The sequence below is a fragment of the Metapseudomonas resinovorans DSM 21078 genome (assembly GCF_000423545.1).
In the GTDB taxonomy this organism is placed as follows: domain Bacteria; phylum Pseudomonadota; class Gammaproteobacteria; order Pseudomonadales; family Pseudomonadaceae; genus Metapseudomonas; species Metapseudomonas resinovorans.
Genome location: NZ_AUIE01000006.1, coordinates 31,312 through 44,423 on the forward strand (window position 1 = coordinate 31,312; position 13,112 = coordinate 44,423).

Annotated in this window: 14 protein-coding genes; 11 read left to right on the forward strand and 3 right to left on the reverse strand. The window is 65.9% G+C overall.

Going from position 1 to position 13,112, the window contains the following annotated elements; genetic code table 11:
• Positions 1-49 precede the first annotated feature (49 nt).
• Genes G559_RS0106135 through G559_RS0106145 form a run of 3 tightly spaced genes read left to right on the forward strand, consistent with a single transcriptional unit; the run spans position 50 to position 1,794 of the window.
• On the forward strand, positions 50-943 hold the full coding sequence (locus G559_RS0106135) for an alpha/beta hydrolase (RefSeq protein WP_028627402.1): 894 nt from the start codon (positions 50-52) through the stop codon (positions 941-943).
• The gene (locus tag G559_RS0106140; RefSeq protein WP_028627403.1) at positions 940-1,263 is read left to right on the forward strand and encodes a hypothetical protein; all 324 of its coding nucleotides are present in this window, start codon (positions 940-942) and stop codon (positions 1,261-1,263) included. Before G559_RS0106135 ends, G559_RS0106140 begins: the two co-directional genes overlap by 4 nt.
• A 30-nt stretch (positions 1,264-1,293) precedes the next feature.
• Positions 1,294-1,794, forward strand: coding sequence for an O-acetyl-ADP-ribose deacetylase (locus G559_RS0106145; RefSeq protein ID WP_028627404.1), 501 nt, complete (start codon positions 1,294-1,296; stop codon positions 1,792-1,794).
• 102 nt (positions 1,795-1,896) lie between these two features.
• Here G559_RS0106145 and G559_RS0106150 read toward each other — a convergent pair whose 3' ends face one another.
• Positions 1,897-4,077 carry a heavy metal translocating P-type ATPase gene (locus tag G559_RS0106150; protein ID WP_028627405.1) on the reverse strand — a complete coding sequence of 727 codons (2,181 nt, stop codon included), beginning with the start codon at positions 4,075-4,077 and terminating at the stop codon, positions 1,897-1,899.
• A 75-nt stretch (positions 4,078-4,152) separates the two neighbouring features.
• Between G559_RS0106150 and cadR the strand changes: the two genes are divergently transcribed.
• Positions 4,153-4,620, forward strand: coding sequence for a Cd(II)/Pb(II)-responsive transcriptional regulator (cadR, locus tag G559_RS0106155; RefSeq protein ID WP_028627406.1), 468 nt, complete (start codon positions 4,153-4,155; stop codon positions 4,618-4,620).
• 16 nt (positions 4,621-4,636) lie between these two features.
• On the opposite strand, the gene G559_RS0106160 is transcribed toward cadR, so the two are convergent.
• Positions 4,637-4,981, reverse strand: a complete 345-nt coding sequence (locus G559_RS0106160) for a pilin assembly protein (protein ID WP_028627407.1) — start codon at positions 4,979-4,981, stop codon at positions 4,637-4,639.
• Positions 4,982-5,183: 202 nt separating this feature from the next.
• On the opposite strand from G559_RS0106160, the gene ppc reads away from it, so the two are divergent.
• The 7 genes from ppc to G559_RS0106200 all read left to right on the forward strand — a co-directional run bounded on the left by ppc (position 5,184) and on the right by G559_RS0106200 (position 12,438).
• Positions 5,184-7,820, forward strand: a complete 2,637-nt coding sequence (gene ppc, locus G559_RS0106170; protein ID WP_028627408.1) for a phosphoenolpyruvate carboxylase — start codon at positions 5,184-5,186, stop codon at positions 7,818-7,820.
• 161 nt (positions 7,821-7,981) lie between these two features.
• Positions 7,982-8,629 (forward strand): adenylate kinase, encoded by a 648-nt coding sequence (gene adk, locus G559_RS0106175; RefSeq protein ID WP_028627409.1) that lies wholly within the window; start codon positions 7,982-7,984, stop codon positions 8,627-8,629.
• A gap of 86 nt (positions 8,630-8,715) precedes the next feature.
• Entirely contained in the window at positions 8,716-9,396 is a 681-nt protein-coding gene (tsaB, locus tag G559_RS0106180; protein ID WP_028627410.1) for a tRNA (adenosine(37)-N6)-threonylcarbamoyltransferase complex dimerization subunit type 1 TsaB, read from the forward strand.
• 104 nt (positions 9,397-9,500) lie between these two features.
• Positions 9,501-9,845, forward strand: coding sequence for a hypothetical protein (locus G559_RS0106185; protein WP_028627411.1), 345 nt, complete (start codon positions 9,501-9,503; stop codon positions 9,843-9,845).
• Positions 9,845-10,699 carry a DUF72 domain-containing protein gene (locus tag G559_RS0106190; RefSeq protein WP_028627412.1) on the forward strand — a complete coding sequence of 285 codons (855 nt, stop codon included), beginning with the start codon at positions 9,845-9,847 and terminating at the stop codon, positions 10,697-10,699. Before G559_RS0106185 ends, G559_RS0106190 begins: the two co-directional genes overlap by 1 nt.
• 47 nt (positions 10,700-10,746) lie before the next feature.
• Positions 10,747-11,574, forward strand: coding sequence for an isocitrate lyase/PEP mutase family protein (locus tag G559_RS0106195; RefSeq protein WP_028627413.1), 828 nt, complete (start codon positions 10,747-10,749; stop codon positions 11,572-11,574).
• Positions 11,575-11,664: 90 nt separating this feature from the next.
• Positions 11,665-12,438, forward strand: a complete 774-nt coding sequence (locus G559_RS0106200) for a class I SAM-dependent methyltransferase (protein ID WP_028627414.1) — start codon at positions 11,665-11,667, stop codon at positions 12,436-12,438.
• Positions 12,439-12,475: 37 nt separating this feature from the next.
• Here the strand turns inward: G559_RS0106200 and G559_RS0106205 are convergent, their stop codons facing one another.
• Positions 12,476-13,111, reverse strand: coding sequence for a TetR/AcrR family transcriptional regulator (locus tag G559_RS0106205; RefSeq protein ID WP_028627415.1), 636 nt, complete (start codon positions 13,109-13,111; stop codon positions 12,476-12,478).
• Position 13,112: the final 1 nt, after the last annotated feature.

Genomic DNA, 13,112 nt, shown 5'->3' on the forward strand with positions numbered 1-13,112 from the left:
CATTCGCCAACCAGCCCGCAGGGCTGGCCTGTGATGTTTCAGGAAGGAAATGCACATGCCCGGTTCCCGCCTCTTGCCGATCCTCTTCGTCCTGCTCCTGCAAGGCTGCAGCGCGCTGCTCTTCTACCCCGACCGCTACCTGCCCATCACCCCGGAGAAGGCCAAGCTGGAGTACCGCGACATCAGCCTGACCGCCGCTGACGGTACGCGCCTGCATGCCTGGTGGCTTCCAGCCAAACCGGGTGTGGACGTGAAGGGCACGGTGCTGCACCTGCATGGCAATGGCGGCAATGTCGCTACCCACCTGGGCGGCAGCTGGTGGTTGCCGGCGCAGGGTTACCAGGTGCTGCTACTGGATTACCGTGGCTATGGCCGCTCCGAAGGCTCGCCCAGCCTGCCGGCGATCTACCAGGACATCGAGGCCGCCTTCGCCTGGCTCGACCAGGCGCCGGAAGTCCAGGGCAAGCCGGTCGTGTTGCTGGGGCAGAGCATCGGCGGCGCGCTGGCGGTGCATTATCTTGCCGAACACCCTGCGCGGCGCGAGCAACTCAGGGCGCTGGTGCTGGACGGCGTGCCCGCCAGCTACCGCGAAGTGGCCCAATACAGCCTCTCCAACGCTTTGGTCACCTGGCCGCTGCAGGTCCCGCTGTCCTTCCTGATTCCGGATAGTGACAGCGCTATCCGCGCAATCGGCGGGCTGAAAGGCCTGCCCATGCTGATCTACCACAGCATCGACGATCCGGTGGTGCCTCTTTCCAACGGCGTGCGCTTGTATCAAGCTGCGCCCCCGCCGCGGGTGTTCCAGCCGGTCCGCGGTGGCCATGTGCAGACCTTCGCCGATCCCACCTGGCGGCAGGTCATGCTGCTTTACCTCGAAGACCCGAAAGGCTTCGTCGGACTGCGCCGGCTGGCTGAAGTCCCGAATACAGAGAGTCCCCAATGAGCGAACGCAACCCCATTCCACTGATCCTCACCGGCATCGGCAGCATTGTCGGCACCGTGATGGTGCTCTGGTACTACGGCTACCTTCACTTCGCCAAACCGGAGGACGCCCTGCTGCTGTCCGACTTCACCATGCTCAAGACCATCCCGGGCGAGGATTACAAGGTTTCCCTGGAAGCTGCCCCGCAGGTCGCCCAGTGCATCGACGGCGTGCTGGTGCTGTTCGATACCCAGCAGAAGGGCCTGACCGGCGTGCTGGTGGACAACAAGCGCAAGGCCGTGCGCTGCATGGGTCAGGAGACCCCGCAAGAGGTCAAATAAGGGGCTAGCCTCCGTTTGGAGGTACCCGTCATGGACATTCGAATCTGGCAGGGTGATATCACCACCCTGAGCGTCGACGCCATCGTCAATGCCGCCAACAGTTCGCTGCTTGGTGGCGGTGGCGTCGACGGCGCCATCCACCGGGCCGCCGGCTCCGAGCTCCTCGCCCACTGCCGCACGCTAGGCGGCTGCCCTACAGGCGAGGCACGCATCACCCCGGGCTTCCGCCTGCCGGCGCGCTTCGTGATCCACACCGTCGGGCCGGTCTGGCACGGCGGCACTCGCCGCGAACCCGAACTCCTCGCCAACTGCTACCGCAACAGCCTGGCCCTGGCCGAAGCCGAAGGGCTGGTCAGCATCGCCTTTCCGGCGATCAGTTGCGGGGTGTACGGCTATCCGCTGGAGGCGGCGGCGCGAATTGCTGTGGCCGAGCTGCAGCGGCCGCGGCCGGTGGGCAGCGGTCTGCGTGAGGTGCTGTTGGTGGCCTTTGGGGCGGATATGGTGAAGATCTATCAGGACACCCTGAAGTAGGCTGCTGGGAGCGAACGGCCTGTCTTGCCGGACCTCTTTCGTAGGATGGGTAGAGCGGAGCGAAACCCATCATCGGATCGATGGGTTTCGCAGGTGTTCTCATCAAGGTGCCGCCCTCAGCAAGCGCATCCCGTTGAACACCACCAGCAGGCTGGCGCCCATATCGGCGAACACCGCCATCCACAGGGTGCCTTGGCCCATCAGCGTCAGCGCGAGGAACACCGCCTTGATGCCCAGCGCCAGGGTGATGTTCTGCATCAACACCGCGTGGGTCCGGCGCGACAGGCGTATGAACTGCGGCAGCTTGCGCAGGTCATCGTCCATCAAGGCAACGCCGGCGGTTTCGATGGCGGTATCGGTGCCGGCGGCGCCCATGGCGAAGCCGATGTCGGCACGTGCCAGGGCCGGGGCGTCGTTGATGCCGTCACCCACCATGCCCACCGGCACGCCTGAGGATTGGCGCAGGCCGATTTCCGCCAGCTTGTCTTCCGGCAGCAGGTTGCCACGGGCATCGTCCACCCCCACCTGGCTGGCGATGGCCTGCACGGTGTGCGGGTTGTCGCCAGAGAGCATCAGGGTCTTCACCCCCAGCTCATGGAGCTGGCCGATGGCTTCGCGGCTGCTGTCACGCACTGTATCGGCGACGGCGAACAGGGCCAGCACGGTGTCCTCGCCGCACAGCGCCACCACCGTTTTGCCCTGGGTTTCCAGGGCGTCCAGGCGCGCTTCCAGCGCCGATGAACAGAGGCTGAGCTCTTCGACCAGGCGGTGATTGCCCAGTTGATAGGTGCGGCCCTCGATCAGGCCGGTGACGCCGCGACCGGGCAGGGCGGCCAGGTTATCCACAGCGTAGAGCGCTATACCGTCGTCTTCGGCGGCACGGGCTACGGCCTGGGACACGGGGTGGTCCGAACGCGCCGCCAGGCTGGCGGCCACAGCTCGGGGATCGCGTTCATCCGCGTGCAGCAATTGGATGTCGGTCTGGCGAGGACGGCCTTCGGTCAGCGTGCCGGTCTTGTCCAGGGCGATCCAGGCCAGCTTGCGGCCCAGCTCCAGGAACACGCCGCCCTTGATCAGGATGCCGCCACGGGCCGCCGCCGCCAGGCCACTGACGATGGTCACCGGGGTGGAAATCACCAGGGCGCATGGACAGGCGATCACCAGCAGCACCAGGGCGCGGTACAGCCAGTCCAGCCAGGCGCCGTCGAACAGCAGGGGCGGCAGCAGGGCGGTGAGTACGGCGATGAGGATCACCACCGGCGTATAGATGCGCGAAAACTGGTCGACGAAGCGCTGGGTCGGCGCCCGCGAGCCCTGGGCGGCTTCCACGGCGTGGATGATGCGCGCCAGGGTGCTGTCGTCGGCGGCGCGGGTGGCGCGGTATTCCAGTTCGCCCTCGCCGTTGATGGTGCCGGCGAACAACGGGTCGGCCAGGTCTTTTTCCACCGGCAGACTCTCGCCGGTAATCGGCGCCTGGTTGACGCTGGAGCGGCCGCTCAGCACTTCGCCGTCGAGGGCGATGCGTTCACCGGGACGTACCCGCACGCGGGCGCCGGGCTTTACGTCGCGCGCCGGGCGTTCACGCCACTGGCCGGCCTCGAATACCGTGGCCTGCTCGGGGGCCAGTTGCAGCAGGCCGCGAATCGCGTCCCTCGCTCGCTCCAGGGAGCGCGCCTCGATCAGTTCGGCGATGGCGAACAGCACGCTGACCATGGCCGCTTCCGGCCACTGGCCGATCAGCAGCGCACCGGTGACGGCGATGCTCATCAGGGCGTTGATGTTCAGGTTGCGGTTCTTCAGGGCGATCCAGCCCTTGCGGTAGGTGGGCAGGCCGGCGCCGAGGATGGCGAGGATGGCGAGGGCCGCTACCACCCACTCGGGCGTGAGGGTGAACCACTCGCAGACTTCCGCCGCCATTGCGGCCAGACCGGCCAGGGCCAGCGGCCACCAGGGCTTCTGCGCTTCTTTCGGGGCGCTGGCGGGAGCGCCTTCGCGCAGCGGCACGGCCTGCATGCCGAGGCTCTCGATCAGGCGCTGCAGCGGTTCCACATCGTCGAAGCGGTGACGCACGCGCAGCAGGCGCTGCATCAGGTTGAACTCCAGTTCTTCGATGGCCGGGACCTTGCCCAGGGCATCGCGGATCAGGCGCTCTTCGGTGGGGCAGTCCATGGCATCGATGCGCAGGCTGCTCCAGCGCGGTTCGGCGGTAGCGGCGACGGCGGCCAGTTCCGGTGCGGCGGAGCGGGGCGCATGCTCATGGTCGTGGCAGCAATGGTGGCTCATGGGTCAATTCCTGTTTGACGCTTCGGTGGCCATTGCACACCCTGTAGCAACTACAGAGTCAAGCGGAGTCCGGCAATGAAGATCGGCGAACTGGCCACCCTCACCGGCTGCCCGGTGGAAACCATCCGTTACTACGAGCGCGAAGGCCTGCTACCGGCGCCCTCGCGCAGCGCGGGCAACTACCGGCAGTACGACACGGTCCACGTGGAGCGGCTGTCGTTCATCCGCCACTGTCGCTCGCTGGACATGACCCAGGAGGAAATCCGCGCCCTGCTGGCCTTGCGCGATCGTCCCGAGGCCGATTGCGGCACTGCCAACCGGCTCATCGAGGAACACCTGCACCATGTGGAGGTGCGCATCGCTGAGCTGCAGTCATTGCGCGACCAGCTTCATGACCTGCGCGCGCGCTGCAGCGGGGAGGGCGCAAGCGAAGCCTGCGGCATTCTCCGCGAGCTGGAGCAACCGGGGCCGCCGCCGGTGACCAGCGAGGAATGCGCGCACGCCGGCCACCTGCACGTACCGGGCGTGCATCGACGAGGGTGACGACCCCAGCGCTCGATCAGTGGTTGGTGCTGTCGCGCTGATCGCTGAGTTGTTGCAGGTAACGGCGTGAAAGGGCCAGGAAACGCGGTGTCGGCCCGATGTCCTCATAGAGCGGGTCGCCCTGTTCATCGGTAGCGACCACCTGGCTGCCCCTGACGTAGGGGAAGCTGGCTTCCAACTCTTCCAGGGCGGCGCCTACCAGTTCGCCGATCAGTTCCTCGACGCTGCGCTTGGGATACATCTCGGACAGCGCGGCAAGGCGTGCGGCGGACTCCAGGTCCAGGTGAATGCTGTACTCGCTGCGGGTCAGGCGACCCTTGGCGTTCTGCTCCCAATGGCGGGCTAGTTCTCGGATCTTCATAGACACCTCATCCTTTACCCACGTGGTGGTGGGTGACTGCGAAGCACCGGGCGATCTCTGCCGCCCGGGAGTCGTCATTCGTGATGGCGGCTAATCTTCAGACTAGCTTGCCGACGCGCCTGGATACGCCGTTCGTCGCGCCCTTGTATCTGTATGGCGCGCTGGGCAATCTGGAGGCCGCATACAGAACGGAGAGACGGTAATGGCCGAAATCGACGCGCGCCTGCGTGAGGATGTCCACCTGCTCGGTGAACTGCTCGGAGATACCATCCGCACCCAGCTGGGTAAGGCCTTTTTCGACAAGATCGAGCGTATCCGCAAGGGCGCCAAGGCTGCGCGCAAAGGCTCGGCCCAAGGTGAGCGCCAGCTCATCGAGACCCTCGACGGGCTTACAGACGATGAACTGCTTCCGGTGGCTCGTGCCTTCAACCAGTTCCTCAACCTGGCCAATATTGCCGAGCAGTACCACCGCATCCGCCGGCGCGGCCCGGATGAACCGCAACCTTTCGAAGATCGTGTGCTGGGCGACTTGCTGCAGCGCCTGCTCGCTGCCGGTCATGGCCCGGAACAGCTGGCCCGGCAGCTGGGGCGCCTGGATATCGAATTGGTGCTGACTGCCCATCCCACCGAGGTTGCCCGCCGAACGCTGATCCAGAAGTACGACGCCATGGCGGCGCAACTGGCCGTCCAGGACCACGCCGACTTGAGCGACGCCGAGCACGAGCGGACGCGCCTGCGCCTCCTGCGCCTGATTGCCGAGGCTTGGCACACCGAGGAGATCCGCCGCATCCGGCCGACACCGGTGGACGAGGCGAAATGGGGCTTCGCAGTGATCGAGCATTCCCTGTGGCATGCATTACCCAATGTGCTTCGGCATGTCGACCAGGTGCTGCATGAGGCCACCGGGCTGCGTCTTCCACTGACTGCCGCGCCTCTGCGCTTCGCTTCCTGGATGGGCGGCGACCGCGACGGCAACCCCAATGTCACGGCCGCCATCAGCCGCCAGGTGCTGCTGCTGGCCCGCTGGATGGCAGCCGACCTCTATCTGCGTGACATCGACCATCTGGCCGCCGAGCTGTCCATGCAGCGGGCCAGCGATGAGCTGCGGGTGCGGGTGGGCGTTCATCCAGAACCCTATCGAGCGGTGCTCAAGCAATTGCGTGATCGCCTTCGCGCCACCCGCGCCTGGGCCGAAGCGGCTCTGGACAGGGATATACCACCGAGCGTCGACGTGCTTCATGAGAACAGCCAGCTGCTTGAGCCCCTGGAGCTTTGCTACCACTCGTTGCACAGCTGCGGCATGGGCGTTATCGCTGACGGCGCGCTGCTCGATTGCTTGCGTCGCGCGGCCACCTTCGGCCTGTTCCTGGTGCGCCTCGACATCCGTCAGGACGCCGGGCGTCACGCCGCCGCGCTGGATGAAATCACCGACTACCTGGGGCTGGGCAATTACGCCGAGTGGGATGAAGAGGACCGTCTGACGTTCCTCCAGCGCGAACTGGACAACCGACGTCCGTTGCTGCCATCGCACTACCGTCCTTCGGCCGACACCGCCGAAGTGCTCGCCACGTGCAGGGTGGCGGCCAATGCGCCGGCTGCGTCCCTCGGTTCCTACGTGATCTCCATGGCCGGGGCGCCTTCGGACGTGCTGGCGGTGCAACTGTTGCTCAAGGAAGCCGGGTTGCAACGGCCGATCCGCGTGGTGCCACTCTTTGAAACCCTGGCTGACCTGGACAACGCCGGCCCGGCCATCGATCGCCTGCTGGGTCTGCCTGGCTACCGTGCGCGGCTGCATGGCCCGCAGGAGGTGATGATCGGCTACTCCGATTCGGCCAAGGATGCCGGGACCGTGGCGGCCGCCTGGGCCCAGTACCGCGCCCAGGAACGGCTGGTGGAGATATGCCGCGAACATCAGGTGGAGTTGCTGCTGTTCCACGGTCGCGGTGGCACCGTGGGGCGCGGCGGTGGCCCTGCCCATGCAGCCATCCTGTCGCAACCGCCGGGTTCAGTCGCAGGGCGATTCCGTACCACCGAGCAGGGCGAGATGATCCGCTTCAAGTTCGGCCTGCCCGGTATCGCTGAGCAGAACTTGAACACCTACCTGGCCGCCGTGCTGGAGGCGACCCTGATGCCGCCGCCGGAGCCCGAGCCGGCTTGGCGTGCCGCCATGGACCGCCTGGCTGCCGATGGCGTGGCCGCCTACCGCGCGGTCGTGCGAGAGCATCCTCAGTTCGTCGAGTATTTCCGCCAGGCCACACCTGAGCAGGAGCTGGGCCGCCTCCCCCTGGGAAGCCGCCCGGCCAAGCGTCGCGCGGGTGGTGTGGAGAGCCTGCGAGCGATTCCGTGGATCTTCGCCTGGACCCAGACACGCCTGATGTTGCCGGCCTGGCTGGGCTGGGAGGCCGCCCTGGCCAACGCCCAGCAACGCGGCGAAACCGCATTGTTGGCGCGAATGCGTGAGCGCTGGCCGTTCTTCGCCACCCGAATCGACATGCTGGAAATGGTCCTGGCCAAGGCCGACGCCAATATCGCCGCCCTCTACGACGAGCGACTGGTGTCTGGGGAGCTGAAATCCCTGGGTGCGCAGTTGCGCGACCTATTGTCGCAGGCGTGCACGTCGGTACTGGCTCTGACCGGTCAGTCCGAGCTTCTGGCACAGAGCCCGGAGACCCGCGAAGCCATCAGTGTGCGCAATACCTACCTTGACCCTCTACACCTGCTTCAAACCGAGCTCCTGGCCCGTTCCAGGCGCTGTGAGCAACATGTCGAAGGCCCTCTGGAACAGGCCCTTCTGGTGAGTGTGGCGGGTATCGCAGCCGGGTTGCGCAACACCGGTTGAGGCGGTTCCAGCCCCTACTTCCGGCGTCTTGTGCGCTATAGGGGCGCTGTGTATCTTGAACGTCCTTTTGGCCCGACAGCGACGCCGAAAACCTATTCTGAGATTGGCCCCATGAGGCGAATCCGACCGATCTGAAAATAAAATCTTTGAGGAGCACATCGATGCGCGTGATTCTGCTGGGGGCCCCTGGTGCCGGCAAAGGTACTCAAGCCGGTTTCATCACCAAGAAGTTCGGCATTCCGCAAATTTCCACCGGCGACATGCTGCGCGCAGCCGTCAAGGCTGGTACCGAGCTCGGCCTGAAGGCCAAGAGCGTCATGGATGCCGGTGGCCTGGTTTCCGATGACCTGATCATCAACCTGGTCAAGGAACGCATCGCCCAGCCCGACTGCGCCAACGGCTTCCTCTTCGACGGTTTCCCGCGCACCATTCCCCAGGCTGAAGCCATGAAGGAAGCGGGCGTGAGCATCGACCACGTGGTCGAGATCGCCGTGGACGACGAGGAAATCGTCAGCCGCATCGCCGGCCGCCGTGTGCACCCGGCCTCCGGTCGCGTCTACCACACCGAGCACAACCCGCCGAAGGTTGCCGGTAAAGACGACGAAACCGGTGAAGACCTGATCCAGCGCGACGACGACAAGGAAGAAACCGTGCGTCATCGCCTGTCCGTCTACCACTCCCAGACCAAGCCGCTGGTGAATTTCTACCAGAAGCTCTCTGCCGCTGAAGGCACCCCGAAGTACAGCGCCATCGCCGGCGTTGGTTCGGTGGAAGAGATCACTGGCAAGGTACTGGCCGCGCTCAGCTGAGACGTAGCTCGTATCTGACCAACGGCCCGCTTGCGGGCCGTTGGCGTTTATAATGCCCGCCTTTTTTCCTGCGTCTGGACTGATCGATGACCACTCTGCTGGCCCTGGATACCGCCACCGAAGCCTGCTCCGTTGCCCTGTTGCATGACGGCAAGGTGCTCAGCCACTACGAGGTGATCCCGCGCCTGCACGCCCAGCGTCTGCTGCCGATGATCCAGACCCTGCTGGCCGAAGCCGGATTGCCGCTGGCGGCGCTGGATGCCATCGCCTTCGGTCGCGGACCAGGGGCCTTCACCGGCGTGCGTATCGCCATCGGTGTCGTCCAGGGGCTGGCCTTTGCCCTGGATCGTCCAGTGCTGCCAGTTTCCGATCTGGCCGTGCTGGCTCAGCGTTCCCACCGTGAGCAGGGTGTCGATCAGGTGGCTGCGGCCATCGACGCGCGCATGGACGAGGTCTACTGGGGCTGCTATCGCCTGGAGGCCGGAGAAATGCGCCTGGCTGGCGCGGAAGCCGTGCTGCCGCCGGAAAAGGCCCAGCTGCCGCGCGACGCCAGTGGTGACTGGTACGGCGCGGGCACCGGCTGGGGCACCTTTGCCGCGCGGATTCCGGTTCTGGTCAGCGGTCAGTCACCCGCCTTGTTGCCCCATGCCGAAGACCTGCTGACCTTGGCCCGCTTCGCTTGGGCGCGGGGTGAAGGCCTGCCCGCCGATCAGGCGCAGCCGGTCTATCTGCGCGACAACGTCGCCACGCCCAAGGCGCCGCGCTAGAATTGAGCCTGTCGGCCCTCCGTCCCGGATTGCCAACGCCGGGGCGGGTGGCTAGAGTCCACCGGCACTCATTTCGAAACGCCAGCACTGCCGAGCAGTAACCGATGCGCATCGATGGCTTCACCTCTTCCTATCCGCTGGAGCGCAGCCCCCGTCAGGGCAGCGCGGTCACGCCTTTCCGCGAGATCCAGCGTGAAGCGGAGGCCCGTCGCGAGCAGCCGAGCACACCGTCTTCTACCCAAGGCTACGAGCAGACCGCCCAGCCCCGTCGTGTCCAGGCCAGCAATAGCTCCGGCGACAGCCTGCCGCTGCGTCCGCAGGACCTGATCCAACAGCAGCGCACTCTCAGCAACCGTGCTGCGCAGGCCATCGCCAGCTACAGCGCCACCGCCAGTTTCGCCGCCGACTACGACGCCCCCGAGGTGCTCGGGCTCGACCTCTACGCCTGATGTTGCCTTACCACCTGGGCTGCCCGTCGTGGAACGAGCCGGCCTGGCGCGGCAGCTTCTATCCCACCGACCTGCGCCCCGCCGACACCCTGGGGCATTACTGCCAGGTGTTCAACGCCGTGGAGGGCAACACGACCTTCTACGCGCGGCCTTCCGCCGACACTTTGCAGCGCTGGGCGCAGACCATGCCGGAGCAGTTCCGCTTCTGCGCCAAGATGCCTCGGGACATCAGTCATGAAGGTGATCTGCGCGACCAGTTCGCCGCCACTGACACTTTCCTCCAGCTCCTTTCGCCACTGGGCCCGCGCCTCATGCCGCTCTGGCTTCAGCTGCCAGCGGCTTTCGGACCCGCACGCCTGGGGGAGCTGGCGGCCTGGCTTGATGAATTCAGTCACCACCCCATTGCCGTGGAGGTACGCAACCCGGCGTTCTTCGACAAAGGCGACGCCGAGCGTATGCTCAATCGCCTGCTGCATGAACGCGGCGTGGAGCGTATCTGCCTGGACTCGCGGGCCTTGTTCAGCGTCCGTTCCCAGGACCCGGCGGTACTCCATGCGCAGGCGAAGAAGCCGCGGGTACCCGTGCGGCCCACGGCCTTCAGTACCCGTCCACAAGTGCGCTTCATCGGCGGGCCGGACCTGGACGCCAACCAGCCGTTCCTCGAGCCCTGGCTGGACAAGGTCGCCGGCTGGATCGAACAGGGCCTCACGCCCAACGTCTTCCTGCACACTCCGGACAATCATCTTGCTGCAGCCCAGGCCCTGCGCTTCCATGCCGCCCTGTGCAAGCGCCTGCCCGGACTGCCGGCCCTGGTGCTGCCGCAACCGCCGGCCGAACAACTCGGCCTCCTCTGAGCCTTGGGCTAGGCTATCGGCTTCTGCCTATGACTCCGGAGCCTGCCATGACCACCCAAGCGCAACGCGGTGAAGCCTTCGCCGCTCTGCACCGCGCTCCCGGCCTGTTCGTCCTGCCCAATCCCTGGGATGCCGGTTCGGCGAAGATGCTCGCCCATCTGGGGTTCGCCGCCCTGGCCACCACCAGCGCCGGCCTGGCATTTGCCCTCGGCCGGCGTGATGCGGAGGGCAATGTCAGCCGGGACGAAGCCCTGGCGAATGCCCGCGCCATAGTCGAGGCCACGCCCCTGCCGGTGGCGGCGGACCTGGAGAATGGCTATGGCGATCGTCCTGAAGACTGCGCCGCGACCATTCGTGCGGCTGCTTCAGTCGGGTTGGTGGGCGGCTCGATCGAAGATGCCAGCGGTCGCAGTGACGATCCCATCTACCCGCTGGAGTTGGCGGTCGAGCGCATTCGCGCCGCAGTGGAGTCCGCCCATCGCCTTGGATTCCCCTTCACCCTGGCGGCCAGGGCGGAGAACTACCTCCACGGCCGTCCTGACCTGGACGACACCCTGCGTCGCCTGGTGGCTTATGCCGAGGCGGGGGCTGACGTGCTTTATGCACCGGGCTTGACCACTCGCCAACAGATCCATGAAGTGGTGCATGCCGTGGCGCCACGGCCGGTGAATGTGCTGGTGGGGTCACCTGGCCTGAAGCTGAGCCTGGAGGAACTGGCCGAACTTGGGGTCAAGCGGGTGAGCGTAGGTTCCAATCTGGCGCGGGTGGCCTACGGGGCGTTTTTCCGTGCCGCCGAAGAACTGCACCAGGGCAACCTGGCGGCAATGGAGCAAGCCATTCCGTTCGATCGCATCAACGACCTGTTCCGGCCCTGAGCCGAGGCTCCTCTCCCGCTTGGGCGGATGGGGACGCTGGCTGCCGGCTCTGGCAGAATGCGCGGGTTTTCCGGTCAGGCGTGTAGGTCCATGAGTGAAGATTCCGTCAGGGTAAGGGCAGAAGCCCTTGAACCGGCCTATGCCGAAGCGCTTGAGACCTGGGCTGCGCGCCTGGGGCTGGTGCGGGAAGGCGAGGCAGATTTCGCCCTTCAGCTCGGTGGTGACGGTCTGCAACTGCTGCAGCTGGGGCCGGATTCGCCAGGCCCGGTGCGGGTGGATTTCGTCGAAGGAGCGGCAGCGCACCGGCGCAAATTCGGGGGTGGCAGTGGGCAGATGATCGCCAAGGCCGTTGGCGTGCAGCCGGGTATTCGGCCGAAGGTGCTGGACGCCACCGCGGGCCTGGGCCGCGATGCTTTCGTCCTGGCCACCCTGGGCTGCGAGATGACCCTGATCGAGCGCCAGCCGTTGATCGGCGCGCTGCTGGAAGACGGTCTGGCCCGCGCCGGACGGGACCTGGAGACAGCCGCCATCGTCGCGCGCATGCGCCTGCTGCAGGGCAACGCCATCGAGTTGATGCGGGGGTGGCAGGGGGAGGCGCCCCAGGTGATCTATCTGGACCCGATGTTCCCGCACCGCGACAAGAGCGCCCTGGTAAAAAAGGAAATGCGCCTGTTCCGTCCGCTGGTGGGCGATGACCAGGATGCGCCGGCGCTGCTAGAGGCCGCCCTGGCCCTGGCCAGCCACCGAGTGGTGGTGAAGCGCCCACGCAAGGCGCCGATCATCGAGGGCGCCAAGCCGAGCTATGCGCTGGAGGGTAAATCCAGCCGCTACGACATCTATCCGAAGAAAAAGCTCGAAGCCTGAGGCCAGCCAACGGCCTCGAAGTTCCGTGCCATTTCCGTCAGGGCCGGTAGGCCCTGATGAACAGCTCGACCACTTCCCGTACGTGCAACTCGGCCTCTTCCCCCTCCAGCGCCGCCGCGCAGCCGATCAGCAGGCGGAAGTTGTGCCCGCCCTTGATCAGGCAGAAGAAGTGCTCCGCGGCGTTCTGTGGATGGTCGATGCGCAGTTTGCCGGCCTCGTTGGCGTGGGCCAGCAGCCCGGTCATCTCCTGCAGGATCTGCAGCGGTCCCGCCTCGTAGAACATCCGTGACAGCTTCGGATCCTGGTTGGCCATGGCCACCATCACCCGGTGCAGCTCGAGGGATTCGCGGCTGTTGATCAACTGATGGAAGCTGCGGCCGATGTTCAGCAGCACGCTCTCGATGCTGGCGTCGGCCGGTAGCTCGAACAGCAGCTCTGGCAGCTGCTCCTCACATTTGGCCTTCACCGCGGCGGAGAACAGCCTCTCCTTGTCCGTGAAGTGGCTATACACGGTCAACTTGGACACGCCGGCCTCGGCGGCGATGGCGTCCATGCTGCTGCCGTCGTAGCCGTTCCTTAGGAAAAGATTCTTCGCGGCTTCGAGAATGGCCTTTCTCTTTACCGGATCTTTCGGACGGCCTGGGCCGTTGGTTGGAAATGAATTGTCTGACATT

Excerpts from the sequence above, each read along its gene's own strand:
- G559_RS0106140 (WP_028627403.1), top strand. The coding sequence starts at position 940 with ATGAGCGAACGCAACCCCATTCCACTGATCCTCACCGGCATCGGCAGC.
- G559_RS0106150 (WP_028627405.1), bottom strand. The coding sequence starts at position 4,077 with ATGAGCCACCATTGCTGCCACGACCATGAGCATGCGCCCCGCTCCGCC.
- tsaB (WP_028627410.1), top strand. The coding sequence starts at position 8,716 with ATGACCACTCTGCTGGCCCTGGATACCGCCACCGAAGCCTGCTCCGTT.
- G559_RS0106135 (WP_028627402.1), top strand. The coding sequence starts at position 50 with ATGCACATGCCCGGTTCCCGCCTCTTGCCGATCCTCTTCGTCCTGCTC.
- G559_RS0106205 (WP_028627415.1), bottom strand. The coding sequence starts at position 13,111 with ATGTCAGACAATTCATTTCCAACCAACGGCCCAGGCCGTCCGAAAGAT.
- G559_RS0106190 (WP_028627412.1), top strand. The coding sequence starts at position 9,845 with ATGTTGCCTTACCACCTGGGCTGCCCGTCGTGGAACGAGCCGGCCTGG.
- adk (WP_028627409.1), top strand. The coding sequence starts at position 7,982 with ATGCGCGTGATTCTGCTGGGGGCCCCTGGTGCCGGCAAAGGTACTCAA.
- G559_RS0106145 (WP_028627404.1), top strand. The coding sequence starts at position 1,294 with ATGGACATTCGAATCTGGCAGGGTGATATCACCACCCTGAGCGTCGAC.
- cadR (WP_028627406.1), top strand. The coding sequence starts at position 4,153 with ATGAAGATCGGCGAACTGGCCACCCTCACCGGCTGCCCGGTGGAAACC.
- ppc (WP_028627408.1), top strand. The coding sequence starts at position 5,184 with ATGGCCGAAATCGACGCGCGCCTGCGTGAGGATGTCCACCTGCTCGGT.
- G559_RS0106160 (WP_028627407.1), bottom strand. The coding sequence starts at position 4,981 with ATGAAGATCCGAGAACTAGCCCGCCATTGGGAGCAGAACGCCAAGGGT.
- G559_RS0106185 (WP_028627411.1), top strand. The coding sequence starts at position 9,501 with ATGCGCATCGATGGCTTCACCTCTTCCTATCCGCTGGAGCGCAGCCCC.
- G559_RS0106200 (WP_028627414.1), top strand. The coding sequence starts at position 11,665 with ATGAGTGAAGATTCCGTCAGGGTAAGGGCAGAAGCCCTTGAACCGGCC.
- G559_RS0106195 (WP_028627413.1), top strand. The coding sequence starts at position 10,747 with ATGACCACCCAAGCGCAACGCGGTGAAGCCTTCGCCGCTCTGCACCGC.